The sequence below is a fragment of the Nostoc sp. PCC 7107 genome (assembly GCF_000316625.1).
In the GTDB taxonomy this organism is placed as follows: Bacteria; Cyanobacteriota; Cyanobacteriia; order Cyanobacteriales; family Nostocaceae; genus Nostoc_B.
In genome coordinates, this window is sequence record NC_019676.1 from 5454335 (window position 1) to 5471566 (window position 17232).

Consider the following 17232-nt stretch of genomic DNA (forward strand, 5'->3'; position numbering starts at 1 on the left):
CTACAAGCGCCGTAGACGCAAAGCGGCTTGTCGCCAGACATCGCCTGCATCATACCTGATAAAAAATAAACAAACACATAGCCAATGACTAACGTACTCTGGCTGCAAGGTGGTGCCTGTTCGGGCAACACCATGTCGTTTCTGAATGCCGAAGAACCGACCGTCTGTGACCTCATTGCTGACTTTGGCATTAACGTGCTTTGGCATCCTTCCTTGGGGTTAGAATTAGGCAACAACTTACAAACCCTTCTGTGGGACTGCATTCTCGGCAAAATTCCCCTCGATATTTTGGTATTTGAAGGCAGTGTAGTCAACGCCCCCAACGGTACAGGTGAATGGAATCGGTTCGCCGATCGCCCGATGAAAGATTGGTTAATCGACCTAGCCCAAGCTGCCAGCTTTATAGTTGCTGTCGGAGATTGTGCCACATGGGGCGGAATTCCCGCAATGTCTCCCAACCCCAGCGAATCCCAAGGCTTACAATTCCTTAAACGTGAAGAAGGCGGCTTTTTAGGTAAAGACTTCCGCGCTAAATCTGGTTTACCTGTGATTAACATTCCGGGATGTCCCGCACACCCTGACTGGATAACGCAGATATTAGTGGCGATCGCTACCGGACGCATTGCTGATATTGCTTTGGATGAACTAAATCGCCCCCAAACCTTCTTCAACACCTACACCCAAACAGGCTGTACTCGCAACGTCCACTTTGCCTACAAAGCCTCAACCGCCGAATTTGGTCAACGTAAAGGCTGTCTCTTCTACGACTTAGGCTGTCGCGGCCCCATGACTCACTCATCCTGCAACCGCATCCTCTGGAACCGCGTCTCATCCAAAACCCGCGCCGGAATGCCCTGTTTAGGTTGTACAGAACCAGAATTTCCCTTCTTTGACCTCAAACCCGGAACCGTCTTTAAAACCCAAACCGTCATGGGCGTTCCCAAAGAACTACCACCAGGAGTCAACAAAAAAGACTACGCCCTCCTCACAATGGTCGCTAAAGATGCAGCGCCACCTTGGGCAGAGGAGGATTTTTTCACAGTTTAGTAATTAATTACAGTGTTTTGGTTGATGAGTTGAGGCGGTATTGGGAAACTGTTGATTTCACTGCAAGATTCAATTAAGGTGTGATATTTTGTGGACAAACTACATATTAGTTGCAACTGTAGTGAAGCCACAAAGGAGTAAATATATGGGTGCAGAAAATCTGGATGAAGAAGATTTATACTGTCATGCGGATCTCGACTGGATGACAATCAAAAGTTCAGATGTTAATGCTGTTGTGAATGCTTTAGAGTTAGAGAATATTCAACAAGGAAGCTTTAGTAATTTCGGGGATACAGCTAATACTTTCGTGTTTCCTACTCAAAATGATTGGATAATCATTTTTCATCAGTGGGAACCAAGGGGAAGTTCCGCAGAATATCTGAATGCAATGCAGCAAATAGTCACTGAATTAAGCCAGAAATTTGGTGAGGCGCAGTCTTTTGCAGCTTACGAAGATGTCATCTACTATGCCCATTGGATACTCGCACAAAATGGCATTTTGATCAGATCATTTGCAAAAGCCGGTGAAACCGATCTATTTCGTAATTTTGAAGAAGTGACAGAAGCAGAAAGTTTCATCGACTGGACAGATGCAGAACTATTCCCCGGAATGCCAGAAGTTATCCGACTATCTCAAAAATGGAGTACAGAACCAATCTTCTCTAACCATCCAGAGAATGTAGTGGGTGTACTTGGATATAAGCATTTGCAACTTTAAGCCTAAACGACATCTGAATTAATATCTACCGCAACTGCCTCAACTGTCATTACCGCATCACTGACTACATATCAAAGAAAACAGGAGAGGAGAATGGGAAAACAAACATTAGATATATCACCCGTCGGGAGAGTCGAGGGTGATTTAGATGTCCGCGTCGAAATCGCTGATGGCTATGTAGTCAACGCCTGGACTCACGCCGAACTCTTTCGCGGTTTTGAAATCATCCTCCGTGGCAAAGACCCTCAAGCCGGATTAATTGTCACACCCCGGATTTGCGGTATTTGCGGCGGTTCTCACCTCACCTCTGCATCCTGGGCTTTGGATACAGCCTGGGGTACAGAAGTGCCACGCAACGCCATCTTAGCCAGAAACCTCGGTCAAATCGTCGAAACTATCCAAAGTATCCCCCGCTACTTTTATGGATTGTTCGCCATTGACTTAACAAATAAAAACTACCGTAGTAGTCGCTTCTATGATGAAGCAGTCCGCCGCTTTTCTGCGTTCACCGGGAAATCTTACGAAATTGGCGTAACTATTTCCGCCAAACCAGTAGAAATTTACGCCCTCTTGGGTGGACAATGGCCGCACTCTAGTTATATGGTTCCTGGTGGCGTGATGTGCGCCCCCACCCTCACCGACATTACCCGCGCCTGGGCAATTCTCGAATACTTCCGCACCAACTGGCTAGAACCAGTATGGTTAGGCTGTTCTTTAGAACGCTACGAAGAAATCCAAACTTACGATGACTTCATGAACTGGTTAGATGAAGACATCAAACATCGTGAATCTGACTTAGGCTTTTATTGGCGGATGGGTCTAGATATTGGTTTAGATAGATATGGTGCTGGTGTTGGTAAATACGTCACCTGGGGATATTTAGCCCATGAGGATAGATACCAAAAGCCCACCATTGAAGGGCGTAATGCAGCGATGATTATGAAGGGTGGTGTGTATGACAGTTTCACAGACACCCACAGCCTAATGGATCAGTCCTTCGCCCGCGAGAATCTCACCCATTCTTGGTATGATGAAGGGACAGCAAATATTCATCCAAGCGATCGCACGACAAAACCCACTGCCAATAATACAAAAGACTTCGAGAATGCTTATTCTTGGGCGAGTGCAGTTTTACACAAAGACTTCGGACGTTTAGAAGCTGGCCCTTTAGCACGTCAATTAGTAGCTGGCGGTAATCACGGCGAATCTTGGCAACATCATGATGGGTTTATTCTTGATGTGTTTAAAAAAACGGGTGGTGCTAACATTCACGTCCGTCAGTTAGCCAGACTCCACGAACTAGTGAAATTGTATCGCCAAGCCGAACATTGTCTGCGTGAATTTGTCTTAAATGACCCTTGGTATATTAAACCCACAGAAAAAGACGGCAAAGGTTGGGGCGCAACTGAAGCGGCGCGGGGTGCTTTGTGTCACTGGGTAGAAATAGAGGGCGGTAAGATTAAGAACTATCAAGTCATTGCACCAGGAACGTGGAATATCGGCCCCCGTGACGGTGAAGGTAAACGCGGCCCCATTGAGGAAGCTTTGATCGGGACACCTATTGAAGATCCGACTGATCCTGTAGAAGTTGGTCACGTCGCGCGATCGTTTGATTCTTGTTTGGTGTGTACAGTTCACGCCCATGATGCGAAGACAGGCGAAGAGTTGGCACGTTTTCGGACTGCGTAAGTTTAAACGCAGAGTTGCGCGGAGTATTTTATATGAGTGTGGCTAATGGCTAGTTATTTAGTTAGTCATTAGCTTATTACTAATCATTCTTTGGTTCTCATAAACATTCTAACCTTTCTGGTGTTTAGAACTTTTCTTTATTAGACCACTGGTAAAGGTAAGCAGCAGAAATTAACCAAATCCACCAGAATCTTAATAGGAAAACATCCAACGTTACTCTGAATGTTCTTACATCACCAAATCTTTGTTGTAAACTGCTAACAGATAAAATATAAATTGGAATTATAAAAAGTGTAACAATTGGTAGAAGAGATAAAACAAGTATTACAAAATCTCGAATAATCAAGGATCTAAATTTTGGTAGAGTAAGCCATTTTGGCGGATTTGACCACAGAAATCTGAGTAATAGTGCATACCCTCCTGCCAAAATCAAAAACCATATAAAAGCTAACAGTAATGCAATAACAGAAACTACAAAAAATAAAATTAGGTTATTATTACCTGTGACAGCTAGAAGACTTCCTACAAGAAAATAGCGCCAGAACTCAAATGCAAAAACTACAGTTGCACCAAAGTAGGCTGGTATTGCTAACTTCATAGCCATCATCCACGACTTTGGATAAGGTAGCCAAACAGGAAACCAACTTGCTTTACTCATAATCTCAATGCTTTTTATGGGTTTTGGATAGAATATTTGTGCTAATTTCTAGCTACTATTTAGAATCATGATCATAAGCTATGTATAACTATATTGTCGCTACGCGTATATGCTGAAATAAAAGCCATTTAATAGCAATCGATATCTTATCCGCGACAATCAGCTATTTGTATAATTTGGTAATGCGGGCTAAAAGCGATACTTTCGGTGGGCTGAGTCGCAAAGCGACACGCTGCGCGAACGCCAACGCACAAAATCACCACAAGAGATCAATAGTAATTTTTCCATTTAATAAAAGTAACTTGCTAATTTCGCTTTTGCCAGATTGTAGGATTTCTTCGCCCGTGAAAAATTGCTATTACAATAACTCGGCTAGAGATCATTCGATAGTAAACAGCATAAGGAAAACGTTGTAAAATCGCTCTTCTTACATCGTTATATACAACAGTATAAGATTCTGGCATTTGGCAAATTCTATTTAGAATATCGTCCACACATTCCAAAAACTCATCGCCAAGTCCAGCTTGCTGATTTTCATACCAACTATACGCCTCATCAAGTTCATCACGAACTTCTGGACGAAATACTAAAACGTAGTCCATTATCGTCTTTTTATCGAAGCTTTAATTTCTTCCCATGTCATCACATTATCTGGATTGGCTTCGTAATCATTATTCCGACGCTCAAGTTCTTGTTTTTGTGCTTCTGTAATATCAGGGTAAGCCTGTTCTGCTGCGATACTGTCCCAAATGGCTTGCACAAGACGAATCCGTTCTTCAATACTGAGGGTTTGAATCTCGTTTAAAGTGGTTGTAAAATCCATACTCACCAAACCAAATGGAAATTTTCAGAGTATAAGTCACTATAACTGTTTAATTTACCGCATAGCTGGTTGCAGAAAGCTAAACTGTGCTTACACTGTAACCATAATCTAACATGGCAGCGGCTCAACCTTGCATCATAACTCTATATTTGGGAGCGATCGCACGATACATTGCGTGAACTATCTTACTTACGTTATACAAGAATCAGTTACTCAGTAAACAACGAAAATAAATGACTATTTCAAAGCTTTACGTACTTCCGCTTGCAAGTATGATAGTCCTGACTGGTAGTTTACTTATAAAAATTCCTACAGCCCAGTCTTCTGATTTTGATACAGCAAATTCTGTAATCAATAGCCCAAAAGCTGCTGATGAAATTGTTGACAGAGATGTTCTAGAAGAAGGCCAGGTATTTGTAGTTCAGACAAGAAGCAAAGGTGTTGAAATTATAGAAGCGGGTAGATTTATGACTACGACAAGAAATTTTCTTGTCACAATAGAAGATGAGAACGGGAAAATTCTTCGAGTCTTTCAACGTTTAGGTAGAGGGTCAGACCTCATTGCTACTGCTAGGATGCAAAAAGCTGAAGCTATTCAATTATTAAAATTGGGCGGAGTGATTGTAGAAGAACTTTAAAGACAGATGCGATCGCCCTCTTAAACTCATCACTGATTTAGAGTGGCAAATTTCCTTGTTTGAGAGCAATGTATGGGAAAATACAAGATTGGCCACAGTAGTGACCAATTATTCACTAACTCTACTGCAAAACATCTCAGAACAAGGAATAATGGCTAAAAACTTTCCTAGCAATTCACAACTTTCCTCAGATAAATCAAATTCTTCTATTCGCATAGCAAAGCCAAGTTCTGAGTTCTATTCTGTTTTTTCCGAAGCAGAAGTTTTAGAAATAATTCACGCATTAGAAACTAGGTGGGAAATTCCTCTCAAATATTCTTATAAAGGTCAAGGAGCTAAAATTTGGCATAATTTTTATCAAAAATTTGTTAGTCCTAAGTGGTATCGCAAATCAAGTGTAGAAATTGACCTTTTAAGGGACAATTTTGCCTATATTTATGAAAATATCTCAAAATTAAGCAAAGTTAATGTTATCGATGTGGGTGCAGGAAATTCATATCCAGCCAAAGAATTTGTTTCCCGACTCAATCAATTGAATAAAATTAATAAATATATTGCTTTAGATATTAGTGAAGACTTGCTGACTGTATCCAAGAAAAATTTTGCAACTTGGTTTCCTCAACTAGATTATATAAACCAACAGATTGACATCGAAAATAGCTGTATACCTCAGAATTTATCAGTCAATCCCAAAATCATCTTGCACTTGGGTGTGACAATGGGCAATCATCACAATAGAAATAAGGTACTGAAAAACTTTAAAAATAGTATGGATGAAAATGATTTTCTCATCTTTACTAATGAAATTGGTTCTAACTCTCAATGGGATGGAATAGCCAGAGGTGGCTGTAAGTATCACGCCGAAGAAATATATCGCTCAATCAAAAATGAATTTGGATTTCAATCGCAAGATTGCGAACTTATAAGAAAATATGATTTAGCAACAGATAGTGTTATAGCTAATATTAAATTTCGGCATAATTACAGTATTAATTTCAATGTTCAGGGAATCAATCAGCAAATTGCAATCCCTGAAGGTAAAGAAATTACTATTTGGAGACATCATAAGCATGAAATGCCTAAACTTATCCAAGAGTTAGAAAGTGCTGGATTACAACTTGTTCACTACACTACTAACAAGTATTCATCACATATTATGGCAATTTGTAAGATTGCGAATAACTAATGGAGCCAGAAAAGAATTCTAATTTCTGCGGGATGACCTAACTTTAGTAATTCTTGAATAAACCAATCAACACAACCGACGTATTCTCTATAACTCTGTACCCATGAAACTTCAGTTGTGTTGTCTTTTTTTATTTTATAAACAGGCTCATCGTCTGGTAAATTATCAGGAAAAGGAGCCGAAGCAGAAAATAAAGAGGCATATTGATAATTTACATAGCCTTTACATGGTGGGAATATTCTATCCCAATCATAATCAATAATTTCTTGAACCATGAACCAAGTAAAGTGATGTCCCATTCCAAGACCTTTATTTTCAAAATAGTCCTGATAAATAGGATTCATATCTTCTGGTAAACCACGCGGTTCTGAAACTGGAACTATTTTCTCAGTATGCCAGTGATAATAACTCAGAGAGTGATGATGATAACCAACAAGAGCAGCGTATAACTCGTATGGTGTGCCGGGATTCATGTAACATACTGGTCTGAAGGGGTGACAAAGCGGCTGAAGCCAAGAAAATAGAGGAGCGTGACCGTTTTGGGGTAAAAAAAGATAGGTCAGGTATTCTCAACAAGACCTATCAAATGATAATGTTACCTAAATTCTACCAAAACTGCTTTCAAAATGTACTGACACCCGCACAGTACAAGATGCTAGAAATCTTACTAATGCTATTGCAATTTCATAAAACTGTGACAATTGAGAAACTAGCAACAGTATTTCCACAACCGATAAAATTTGAAAGTCGGAGGCGGAGTATACAAAGATTTTTACTACTACCTCAGTTGTCGATTCCATATCTGTGGTTTCCCCTGCTCAAACGATGGGTGAAAAATAGTCTGAAAAGAGGAGAGAAACGGCTAATATTTGCGATTGATAGAACACAATGGCGTTCACAAAATGTATTTGTAATTAGTTTAATAGAACAAAAAAGAGCAATACCTGTGTACTGGCTATTGTTACCTAAAAAAGGATGTAGCAATTTGGGAGAGCAGAAAAAATTAATTCGTCCACTATTGCAGTTATTTAAGGGATATCAAATGCTGGTACTGGGAGATAGAGAATTCCACAGTATAAAACTAGCAAATTGGTTACATAGCAAGGGCATTGACTTTGTATTGCGTCAGAAACAAGGTACTTATATTCGGCAAGAAAACCAATCACACCAACGCTTACAATCTTTGGGATTAACTCCTGGCATCTCGTTTTTTTTGACAGGGATTCAAGCAACTAAACAGAAAGGGTTTGCCAATTTTAATCTCGCCGGATATTACAAGCGCAAATATCGTGGAGTTGTTGAGCCTGCTGGCTGGTTTTTATTAACTAACCTTGATAGTCTCAAAGATGCCATTAAAGCATTTAAGTTGCGGAGTGGTATCGAAGCCATGTTTAAAGATTGTAAAACTGGAGGGTATAATCTCGAATCTACTTATGCTGATGGTCAACGTTTGATAGCACTGATTTTATTAATTGCTATTGCCTATACTTGTGCTATTTTAGTTGGTCGTAATTCTCGCTCCTCTGGACTACAAAAATATGTTGGTCGTCTGAAGGAGTTACAACGATTGCACCGCCGACATAGTGCTTTTTGGATTGGTTTGTATGGTCAGTTATGGGTAGGGGCAATGGAATTTTGGGCTGATTTAGCTCATGAATTGATGCGCCTCAAGCCCAGTAAACTGCCATATTTTCAACAAGGTCTACGGGCTATGACTCTTATCCAGTCTGCTTTATAACTTTTTTGTCACCCCTTCAGCAGAAAGGGTTTGCCAATTTTAATCTCGCCGGATATTACAAGCGCAAATATCGTGGAGTTGTTGAGCCTGCTGGCTGGTTTTTATTAACTAACCTTGATAGTCTCAAAGATGCCATTAAAGCATTTAAGTTGCGGAGTGGTATCGAAGCCATGTTTAAAGATTGTAAAACTGGGGGGTATAATCTCGAATCTACTTATGCTGATGGTCAACGTTTGATAGCACTGATTTTATTAATTGCTATTGCCTATACTTGTGCTATTTTAGTTGGTCGTAATTCTCGCTCCTCTGGACTACAAAAATATGTTGGTCGTCTGAAGGAGTTACAACGATTGCACCGCCGACATAGTGCTTTTTGGATTGGTTTGTATGGTCAGTTATGGGTAGGGGCAATGGAATTTTGGGCTGATTTAGCTCATGAATTGATGCGCCTCAAGCCCAGTAAACTGCCATATTTTCAACAAGGTCTACGGGCTATGACTCTTATCCAGTCTGCTTTATAACTTTTTTGTCACCCCTTCAGCATACTGGTATTCTTTTACCTTTTGACCACTTCGGTTCAGGAATTGCTTCCCATTGATTGTTCCGCCAAATTTCTGCGTAAATGCTACTAGTTGTACTCATAATTCTTCAAGTCGAGTACTGGTAAGTTAAGGCTAAAAAGCTATAACTCAACAAAAAACGAAAAAATGATTTTGGAGGGGGTTTGGGGTACGGTTGCGTCCCCCAGGAGAATCCCCCAAATCTTGCTCATTAATATTTACTTTGAGCATTTCCAAAAACTATATAATCTCTCAACGCCCCGCCCAAGCTAAACACAACTGACGGAAGTCGTCACCACGCACTTCAAAGTTAGGATACTGGTCGAAACTTGCACAAGCGGGAGACAGCAATACTACAGGTGCTTGGTGCTGTTTGGCTAATTCTGCTGACCGAGGTACAGCTTTAGCCATTGTTTCCACGATTTCGTAATTAGTATAACCAACTTCTTGTAAGCGTTGGACAAAGGCTGGTGCGGCTGCACCAATTAATAACACGGCTGCGGCTTTAGCTTGGATTTTGGCTAACCAACCTGTATCGTCGCCGGGTTTGGCTTCTCCCCCCGCAATCAAAATTGTCGGACTCTTCACTGAAGCTAACCCGACTTCGGCTGCGTCGTAGTTGGTGGCTTTGCTGTCGTTGATAAAGTCAATACCTTCCCAAGTGCAGATATGTTCTAAGCGGTGGGGAACGCCAGGAAATTCTTGAATGGCTTTGGTAATTGCATCGGGTTGAATGTCTGCTAATCGTGCTGCGGCTACTGACATGAGGAGATTTTGTAGGTTGTGTTCTCCCACCATGCGTAATGCAGAGGCTGGAATAATTCTCGTTGGTGTGGAAGTGGCGGTTAATTTTTCGACAACCCAGCCATCTTCGATATAAAAACCTTTCTTACCAATTAAAAAATCTTGGCCCTTGACACTTGTCCAATAAGCATCAGGCCAATGATTCAGACCGACTTTATTTAAATAAGCGTCATCACCGTTAAATACTTGTAACTGCGACTGCTTTAACAGCTTGGCTTTGATGTCGTAGTAAGTTTCTAAAGTTTTGTGACGGGCGAGGTGGTCGGGTGTAAATGTTGTCCAAACGCCGATGCGAGGTGCTAAAGATGAAGATGATTCGATTTGATAACTGCTAATTTCGCCAATTACCCAATCGGGAAGTATGGGGGCTAAGGCGACTTCACAAGCTGCATAACCAATGTTACCGCAGGCGGGTGCATCAAATCCGGCTGCTTGGAAAATGGCGGCGATTAAGGCTGTGGTGGTCGTTTTGCCATTTGTCCCAGTGATGGCTACCCAAGGCTGGGATTTTAAATGTCGCCAAGCAAGTTCCATTTCGCCAATTGTTTCAATCCCTAGTTCTCGTGCTTTGACTAACAAGGGAACATCCCAAGGTACACCGGGACTAACAATAATTAATTGGGGTAAATCAGGACTGTTTAAATCTAGGGAATATCCTAGTTTAACGGTGATTTGTTCGGCAGCAAGTTCTTGTTGTTGTTGCAGGAAGGTGTCAGAGGTGTTTCGCTCGCCTAGCTCCACCTCCCATCCTTCCCGTTTCAACAATCTCGCCGCAGCAACACCGGACTTACCTAATCCAATTACATGAGCTTTGGACATAGACTGTAGCAGAGACCCCTGGTTAAGCACTCATTATACTAACGCTAATTGGTAACATTTACACCATCTTTTGTTGATCTACGCTACAAATTTTTCACAATAGATCCAAAGTCAGCTAACACTCGCGCATGATTTCGCAGTAATCCGAGCAAATTCAAGCGATTGCGCTTAATATCTGGGTTGGTATCCATAACTAACACGCTTTCCGGGCCATCAAAGAAATTACCAACGGTAGGAGCGATTTTTGCTAACGCTGCAATTAACAATTGATAGTTTCGTGATTGCTGGGCGGTTTGGGTTTGGGGTACTAATTCCACGATCGCATCGTAAAATGCTTTTTCGGATGACTTTTGGAATAGTTCGGGATTGATTAAACCTGCTGGTTCTAACTGTTTGGTGTCTAAATTACCTTGGGCGGCGAGGCGGGTAGAACGGTTGACGGTTTCGTAGATTTTATCTAGAGTACCATCGTTGCGGATTTGTTGCAGATATAAGGCGCGATCGCGTACATCTAATAAATCCTGCAATGCCCTTTCTGTATATTCTGGGTCATTTTCTCCCAAAACAGCATTCACCAAATCGTAATCAATTTGTTTTTCTTCTTGTAATAAAGTCCGAATCCGTTGTAAGAAAAATTCTTGCAAGGTTGTAACTAATTGCCCTGATTTCTTGTTATATTCTTGAGCAAAATTAGCTGCTGTTTGCTGCAATAAATTATCTAAATTAATTCCTAAATTCGCAGCCCAAGTAATATTTACAATCGCATTCGCCGCCCGACGCAAAGCAAAGGGGTCAGATGAACCTGTGGGAATCAACCCCAAGCCAAAAATGCTGACTAATGTATCTAATCTATCAGCCAAACCGACAACTTGACCTGTTAAGGTTGAAGGTAAAATGTCATCGGCTCCCCGTGGTAAATAATGTTCAAAAATTGCCGTTGCCACCGCTTCCGGTTCGCCACTTGCTAAAGCATATTTCTGCCCCATAATGCCTTGCAATTCTGGGAATTCATAAATCATTTGGCTAACTAAATCAGCTTTACATAACAAAGCCGCCCGTTGAATATTTTGGCTCTCTGCTGCCGATAATACCAGTTGTGTGGCGATTTGCTCGGCAATATTGACGATGCGATTTACCTTGACACGCAGCGAACCTAAATCTTCTTGGAAAGTTACCTTTTCTAACTGAGGTAAAAAGCTTTCTAAAGGTTTAGCTACATCAGCGTTATAAAAAAACTGTCCATCAGCTAATCGGGCGCGGATGACTCTTTCATTACCTTTGGCGATGATATCTGATTTTGTCGGGTCGCCATTAGAAATGGTGATAAAATTGGGCAATAATTCTTGATGATTTTCTCCTTTGAAAACAGGAAAATATCTTTGGTGGCTAACCATCACAGTTGTAATAACTTCCGTGGGTAGATTCAAAAATGCTGAGTCAAATTTCCCCACAACTGGCGAAGGCCATTCTACTAAGTTAGTTACTTCTTTTAACAAGTCGGGATAGATTTCTGTAGAACCATTGACCGAATTTACTGCGGCGTGAACTTCTTTTTCAATTGTAGTTGCACGTTCATTATTATCAACCACTACATAAGCAGCACGCAGAGTTTCAACGTAATCAGTTGCGTGGTGAATAGTCACAGTTGCAGGATGTAAAACTCGATGACCGTGAGAAATGCGATCGCTAGTAATTCTATCAGAACCGTTAACCAATTCTATCGGCAAAATCGCATCATCCAACAAAGCCACCAACCACCGCACAGGGCGAGAAAACCTCACATCGCCATCACCCCAGCGCATCAACCGCTTACCTTCTAAAGTGAAAATCCATTGGGGAACAAGTTCGGTGAAAATGTCAGCCACAGGACGACCAGGAGTTTTTTTGTTAACAAAGACAAAATCGCCTTTGTCTGTGGGGCGAACTTGTAGCGCGTCCAATTCCACACCTTGCTTTTTGGCAAACCCTATGGCTGCGGGTGTGGGTTGACCATCTTTAAAAGCTGCTTGGGCGGGAGGGCCTTTAATTTCTTCTTCCCTGTCTGGTTGTTGCTGTGGTAGACCCTTAATTAGTACCGCCAAGCGTCGGGGAGTACCGTAAACTTCTACAGCGTCACTGTTGAGACTATTGGCTGCCAAAGTTTGGGGAATGCGCGATCGCCATTGTACTATGGCATCACTGAGAAAATTTGCAGGTAGTTCTTCTGTACCAACTTCCAATAAAAAATCCGGCATAGGACAAGGTTCACATCAGTCAATTCCACCAGTTTACCTTGCCATCATACTGAAGAGGTGTACAGGCTAAAATCAGAAAGTCTCAGACTATAAAGATTCTCACCTGCACTGAGGTACTAGAAAAAATAATTAACCGCAGATAGACGCAGATAAGTTTGTACATTAGCAAATTAAGAAATGCTATATTTGCGTGCTTTTCTTTGCGCCTTTGCGCCTTTGCGCGAGACAATTCTCTAACAAAATCACCAATTACGCTCAACTACCATCACCTCAGTATATTCAAACTCATTAGGGCTTTGCTTTACTAACGGATATCTTTCCTCACCCAACTCAATATAATCTTGTTCACAATCAGGTTTAGACGAATAATAAGTCAACACATATTCTCGCCCAATCCTATTCGCCATTTCCTGTTCTACTTCACCCCGCCATTGCGTTTTTGTCACCAAAATAATTAACTGATTGGCTAATTGAGGTAGTGTTTGAGCAATGCGGCGGCGATAAGTTTCATCTAAACTACCAAAGGGAGAATCCATCACTATTGGGAACGTGCTACTATTCGGCACAGTTAAAACTTTGCGTTTTTCGCTCCATTCCCGCACCTTATCAATAATACTGGCAATAAAAGACAAACTGAGAATTTGATTTTCACCTGTAGATGCAGCAACGAGTGATTCTATTTTCGCTGTATTTTCTACTAAGGTGAGTTCATACTTATCGCTAATTTTTGGCAGATATGGTGCAAAGGATATTGCTGTAAATATCTCCTGTAATCGCTGTTCTAACTGCAAACGAAACTGTTTTTCTTGCCGATTTCTGACTTCAGTTAATCTTTCAATCGCATCTTGAGTAGCGTTGATGCGTCTTTGTGCGAGTAATTGCTTTTCTTCATTCAGTTTCTGCTTGGCTATTTGTTTTATTAAAGCATCAATCTCCGTTTTTAAGTGCAAAATCCGCTGTTGATTTGCACCTTGTTCTCGATTTAATTCATCAATTTTACTTTCAATTTCATCTAAGCGTTTTTGTAAACTGCTAATTTCTTCATTCGCATCTTTACGCAACCGTTCTTGAATCGTATCTAATTCAAGTTCAATTTGCGAGATATTTTGGCGAAACTGATTAATTCTTGTTTGTTCTCTATCGACTTCCTCCCAAAAGGCTATGGCTTGCTTATCAATTTCATCAACTTGGGCGCTCATGCGAATTGCTGTTTCTTCCACAACAGAAGAACCAGCCTTTTCTAACCAATCACTCACATTTGTATGGTTATGATTACCTGCATTTAATTCTGCACCACAAATACAGTGTTGACTTTTGAGTAATTCGTTAATAAATTCCCGCGAAATACCCGATGTTAATTCGCCGCGGGCTTTTAATTCATTGAGAATTGTCCGAAATTGAGTTGTTGTATCTGATAGCAGAATTGTATAGCCGCGTGCCGAAATAATTTTTTTTAGCGCGTCTCTAGTTTGACGGAGATTTTCTTGATGAGATGTTTTTTGGTTTTCTAATTCTTGTCGTCTGTCTTGTAGTTCTTTTGCGGCGCTGAGTTCGAGTAACCGATTTCCTGTCTCTTTTTTGAAACTTTGTTGATATTCTAATTCTTGTTTAATTTCAGTTTGTCTAGTGTTGATTTTGGCAATTTCTTGTTCTAGTTTTTCTTGTGCTTTTAAAAGTTGTTTAATTGCTGAATCACCAATCGCTTTTAATTCATTTTCTAAACTTTTTTTAGCTTCACTAAGATGTTTGATAGAACGGTTAATTACCTCTACACCCAAAAAAATCTTGATAGCTTCGGCAATTTCCGCTTTTTTATCAGAACGGACTATTTCTTCAATGCGTTCTCCATCAAAGAAAAAGTATTGATGTAAGCTGGCTGGTAAAATTTGCCCAATAATTTCTTCTGGTTTTTGCAGTGGAAAATACCATCTACCATCATCGCCAGCCACTTGCATTAATAATTCTGTTTTGATAGATTCCAAGTCAGTTTTATCTTTATAAATCCGACACTGGCGTTTAGCGTTGTAGCGTTTACCTTCATGCTCCCAGTTTACTTCTACCCAACATTCTACAGATTGTCCAGTTTTAGCTTCGGCGATCGCTCTTTTATTCACCAACTGTTCTGTGGAAGCAAAGGCAGCACTAAACCTCTCATATAATACCCATGTAAAGGCATTCAGTAAACTGGTTTTTCCCGATCCATTATTACCATGAATAATTGTGGTATTGAGAATATCTCCCCCTGACAAAACTATCTCTGGTGTTCTGCCGTAAAAAGAGCGAAAGTTACACAGTTTAATTGAAGTGAGCTTCATTGTACGGCTTCCTTGACAATTGCCAAAATATCATCGTTGATGGGGCTGTTACTTTTCTTATCCAGCCTGCTTTTTTCTAGATGCCATACTCGCTCTATTATTTGTTGCACTTCCGCCGAGGCGCTAGTAATTGGCTCTTGCACATCATCGATATTCTGCTCTGGCAACATCTCAGTTTTGTATGAGTTATGCTTTATTTTAGCTGTCTCTATCGTCAATTTTACATCCGTAATGCTACTCTTCCTCGCATCTTTAATTTGGGGTAATTATGGGGAGAAAAATTTTAAAATTTTTTGACAAAATTGGGGTTTATTTTGGGGAGTTTACTGATATACTAATTTTAGGTTGAATATTGATCGTAATTGAATATTTGTCGCTTTAAAAATTTTGCTGCTATCCGATTATGATCAATATTCATTATTCCATAAAGAATCGGGATATTTACAGGTAGCAAACAAAATTTTACAAAATTGACCGCATACGGATTAAACATCTAATAATCCATAGCGTTTTTGTAAATCTAACAATTTCATTCTCGCTTCCCCAGCGTTATCGGCTAAATCGGCAAATTCCACAAAACGCCGCAGTTCTTTTCTTAATAAATTACGTTCAACTTCTATGGTTTCTCTGTCTAAATCTGGTGGCAGCACAATCATATCGTAAATAGTCGCACGTTCTTTACTAGGATGGGGGCGTAAAACTCTGCCCCGGCGTTGAATAAATTGGCGAGGATTACCAGAACTCGATAAAATCACCGCAGTTTTAATGGCGGGAATGTCAACGCCCTCATCTAAACAGCGAATAGCGACTAAACCTTGTAATTCTCCACTTTCAAATTGATGGCGTAAAACTTCTCTTTCTGCTAAAGGCGTTTGGGCGGTATAGGTACTGACTTTATAACCTAAATCTCCTCCCAGAATTTTCACAACTGCTTTGAGTTGTTGTAGAGATGAACGTCCCGTTTCCAATGAACCATCACTACAATAAAAAAGTGTGTGAGTAGTTTCGCGGCGCGTTGTCATTAATTGCCGCAAAGCATTTAATTTATTTCCGGCTGCGCCAATTAATCTCGCCCGTTGCATTAATAAAGGTTTTAAATCTTCATTGTCTTCAAAATTGGGTGAATTTTCAGTTTTACGTTCTCGATAGAGTAAAGAACGCCCAATTTTTTTAGTTAACTTTAAATAGGCAATGCTTTCGGTTTCTGTTAACTCTACTAAAATTGGATAATACAAATAATGTACCAAAGCGCCTTGGGCGATCGCATCCCGCAATGTGAACTCTGGTTGCAGCACCGGGCCGAAATAATCAAATAAAGATTGTGTACCGCTATCATCAAAATATCGTTCCGGTGTCGCAGATAAACCCAACCTTAACCCAACCCGCCTGGGTAAACTTTCCTCTAACTTAGGCGCGCCTAAATTATGGGCTTCATCCCCAATAATTAAGGTTTTCGGCGGTAAATACTTGAGTTGCGATTGCAAACCTTCACCAATTAATGTGGAGTTAGTAGTAATGATGGTGATAAAGCCTTGAGAACCAGAACGCAAATTGTAAAGTTGAGTAGAAAGTTGACTTTGCCAACTGCGGACATTTTCAAAGGCTAATATCGGTTGTAAATTAAACTTTTCGCATTCTCGCGCCCATTGGGTAACAAGATGACGATAGGGACACACCACCAACAGCACTTGTAAGTTAATTTGCTGGTACAATTCACAAGCGATCGCCAATGCAGTGATAGTCTTACCACTACCAGTCGCCATTTTTAGCGTACCTCTACCGTTGTTAGCAAACCAGTTAGTCACAGCTTGACGCTGATACTGGCGCAATTGCAGAGATGACGGTATTCTTGGACATCCTGGTAATGGTTGATGATGGTACTTACCCTTACCCTCCCTAGCAAATGGTATTCTGAGCCGGAAAGAGGGTACTTGCTGCACCGAATTTTGCGTTAGATACATAAAAAATCAAAAACAGAGTTGGTGATGAACCCAAATACAAAG

16 protein-coding genes are annotated in these 17232 nt (G+C 40.7%); 7 read left to right on the forward strand and 9 right to left on the reverse strand.

Annotated features, from left to right (window positions below; genetic code table 11):
• Positions 1–84: 84 nt before the first annotated feature.
• The 3 genes from NOS7107_RS23375 (at position 85) to NOS7107_RS23385 (ending at position 3454) form a co-directional block, all read left to right on the forward strand.
• Positions 85–1047 carry a hydrogenase small subunit gene (locus tag NOS7107_RS23375; RefSeq protein ID WP_015115408.1) on the forward strand — a complete coding sequence of 321 codons (963 nt, stop codon included), beginning with the start codon at positions 85–87 and terminating at the stop codon, positions 1045–1047.
• 145 nt (positions 1048–1192) lie between these two features.
• Positions 1193–1765: a hypothetical protein gene (locus NOS7107_RS23380; protein WP_015115409.1), complete on the forward strand. Its 573-nt coding sequence runs from the start codon at positions 1193–1195 to the stop codon at positions 1763–1765.
• Between the two features lie 93 nt (positions 1766–1858).
• Positions 1859–3454, forward strand: a complete 1596-nt coding sequence (locus NOS7107_RS23385) for a nickel-dependent hydrogenase large subunit (protein WP_015115410.1) — start codon at positions 1859–1861, stop codon at positions 3452–3454.
• A 124-nt stretch (positions 3455–3578) separates the two neighbouring features.
• Here the strand turns inward: NOS7107_RS23385 and NOS7107_RS23390 are convergent, their stop codons facing one another.
• From NOS7107_RS23390 to NOS7107_RS23400, 3 genes are all read right to left on the reverse strand, one after another.
• Positions 3579–4112: a hypothetical protein gene (locus NOS7107_RS23390; protein ID WP_015115411.1), complete on the reverse strand. Its 534-nt coding sequence runs from the start codon at positions 4110–4112 to the stop codon at positions 3579–3581.
• 305 nt (positions 4113–4417) lie between these two features.
• Entirely contained in the window at positions 4418–4714 is a 297-nt protein-coding gene (locus NOS7107_RS23395; RefSeq protein WP_015115412.1) for a type II toxin-antitoxin system RelE/ParE family toxin, read from the reverse strand.
• Positions 4714–4935 (reverse strand): addiction module protein, encoded by a 222-nt coding sequence (locus NOS7107_RS23400; RefSeq protein WP_015115413.1) that lies wholly within the window; start codon positions 4933–4935, stop codon positions 4714–4716. The genes NOS7107_RS23395 and NOS7107_RS23400 overlap by 1 nt, the downstream gene beginning before the upstream one ends.
• Positions 4936–5168: 233 nt before the next feature.
• Between NOS7107_RS23400 and NOS7107_RS23405 the strand changes: the two genes are divergently transcribed.
• Positions 5169–5573, forward strand: coding sequence for a hypothetical protein (locus tag NOS7107_RS23405; protein ID WP_157374117.1), 405 nt, complete (start codon positions 5169–5171; stop codon positions 5571–5573).
• Positions 5574–5724: 151 nt separating this feature from the next.
• A complete protein-coding gene (locus NOS7107_RS23410) occupies positions 5725–6759 on the forward strand; it encodes an L-histidine N(alpha)-methyltransferase (RefSeq protein ID WP_015115415.1) in 1035 nt (344 codons plus the stop codon).
• Here the strand turns inward: NOS7107_RS23410 and NOS7107_RS23415 are convergent.
• Entirely contained in the window at positions 6756–7232 is a 477-nt protein-coding gene (locus NOS7107_RS23415) for a hypothetical protein (RefSeq protein WP_015115416.1), read from the reverse strand. The genes NOS7107_RS23410 and NOS7107_RS23415 overlap by 4 nt on opposite strands.
• 119 nt (positions 7233–7351) lie before the next feature.
• Here NOS7107_RS23415 and NOS7107_RS23420 point away from each other — a divergent pair, with 119 nt between their 5' ends.
• On the forward strand, positions 7352–8497 hold the full coding sequence (locus NOS7107_RS23420; protein ID WP_015110984.1) for an IS4 family transposase: 1146 nt from the start codon (positions 7352–7354) through the stop codon (positions 8495–8497).
• 5 nt (positions 8498–8502) lie between these two features.
• On the forward strand, positions 8503–9018 hold the full coding sequence (locus NOS7107_RS28150; RefSeq protein WP_157374119.1) for a hypothetical protein: 516 nt from the start codon (positions 8503–8505) through the stop codon (positions 9016–9018).
• Between the two features lie 291 nt (positions 9019–9309).
• Here the strand turns inward: NOS7107_RS28150 and murD are convergent, their stop codons facing one another.
• The 5 genes from murD to NOS7107_RS23445 all read right to left on the reverse strand — a co-directional run bounded on the left by murD (position 9310) and on the right by NOS7107_RS23445 (position 17190).
• A complete protein-coding gene (murD, locus tag NOS7107_RS23430; RefSeq protein WP_015115417.1) occupies positions 9310–10680 on the reverse strand; it encodes a UDP-N-acetylmuramoyl-L-alanine--D-glutamate ligase in 1371 nt (456 codons plus the stop codon).
• An 83-nt stretch (positions 10681–10763) separates the two neighbouring features.
• Positions 10764–12914 carry a glycine--tRNA ligase subunit beta gene (gene glyS / locus NOS7107_RS23435; protein WP_015115418.1) on the reverse strand — a complete coding sequence of 717 codons (2151 nt, stop codon included), beginning with the start codon at positions 12912–12914 and terminating at the stop codon, positions 10764–10766.
• A gap of 242 nt (positions 12915–13156) precedes the next feature.
• The gene (locus NOS7107_RS23440; protein WP_015115419.1) at positions 13157–15229 is read right to left on the reverse strand and encodes an AAA family ATPase; all 2073 of its coding nucleotides are present in this window, start codon (positions 15227–15229) and stop codon (positions 13157–13159) included.
• Positions 15226–15399: a hypothetical protein gene (locus tag NOS7107_RS29070; RefSeq protein WP_015115420.1), complete on the reverse strand. Its 174-nt coding sequence runs from the start codon at positions 15397–15399 to the stop codon at positions 15226–15228. Before NOS7107_RS29070 ends, NOS7107_RS23440 begins: the two co-directional genes overlap by 4 nt.
• Positions 15400–15714: 315 nt before the next feature.
• Positions 15715–17190 carry a DNA phosphorothioation system restriction enzyme gene (locus NOS7107_RS23445; RefSeq protein WP_015115421.1) on the reverse strand — a complete coding sequence of 492 codons (1476 nt, stop codon included), beginning with the start codon at positions 17188–17190 and terminating at the stop codon, positions 15715–15717.
• Between the last annotated feature and the right edge of the window lie 42 nt (positions 17191–17232).

Coding starts and splice junctions, on each gene's coding strand:
- NOS7107_RS23375 (WP_015115408.1), top strand. CDS start 85: ATGACTAACGTACTCTGGCTGCAAGGTGGTGCCTGTTCGGGCAACACC.
- NOS7107_RS23380 (WP_015115409.1), top strand. CDS start 1,193: ATGGGTGCAGAAAATCTGGATGAAGAAGATTTATACTGTCATGCGGAT.
- NOS7107_RS23385 (WP_015115410.1), top strand. CDS start 1,859: ATGGGAAAACAAACATTAGATATATCACCCGTCGGGAGAGTCGAGGGT.
- NOS7107_RS23390 (WP_015115411.1), bottom strand. CDS start 4,112: ATGAGTAAAGCAAGTTGGTTTCCTGTTTGGCTACCTTATCCAAAGTCG.
- NOS7107_RS23395 (WP_015115412.1), bottom strand. CDS start 4,714: ATGGACTACGTTTTAGTATTTCGTCCAGAAGTTCGTGATGAACTTGAT.
- NOS7107_RS23400 (WP_015115413.1), bottom strand. CDS start 4,935: ATGGATTTTACAACCACTTTAAACGAGATTCAAACCCTCAGTATTGAA.
- NOS7107_RS23405 (WP_157374117.1), top strand. CDS start 5,169: ATGACTATTTCAAAGCTTTACGTACTTCCGCTTGCAAGTATGATAGTC.
- NOS7107_RS23410 (WP_015115415.1), top strand. CDS start 5,725: ATGGCTAAAAACTTTCCTAGCAATTCACAACTTTCCTCAGATAAATCA.
- NOS7107_RS23415 (WP_015115416.1), bottom strand. CDS start 7,232: ATGAATCCCGGCACACCATACGAGTTATACGCTGCTCTTGTTGGTTAT.
- NOS7107_RS23420 (WP_015110984.1), top strand. CDS start 7,352: ATGTTACCTAAATTCTACCAAAACTGCTTTCAAAATGTACTGACACCC.
- murD (WP_015115417.1), bottom strand. CDS start 10,680: ATGTCCAAAGCTCATGTAATTGGATTAGGTAAGTCCGGTGTTGCTGCG.
- glyS (WP_015115418.1), bottom strand. CDS start 12,914: ATGCCGGATTTTTTATTGGAAGTTGGTACAGAAGAACTACCTGCAAAT.
- NOS7107_RS23440 (WP_015115419.1), bottom strand. CDS start 15,229: ATGAAGCTCACTTCAATTAAACTGTGTAACTTTCGCTCTTTTTACGGC.
- NOS7107_RS29070 (WP_015115420.1), bottom strand. CDS start 15,399: ATGTTGCCAGAGCAGAATATCGATGATGTGCAAGAGCCAATTACTAGC.
- NOS7107_RS23445 (WP_015115421.1), bottom strand. CDS start 17,190: ATGTATCTAACGCAAAATTCGGTGCAGCAAGTACCCTCTTTCCGGCTC.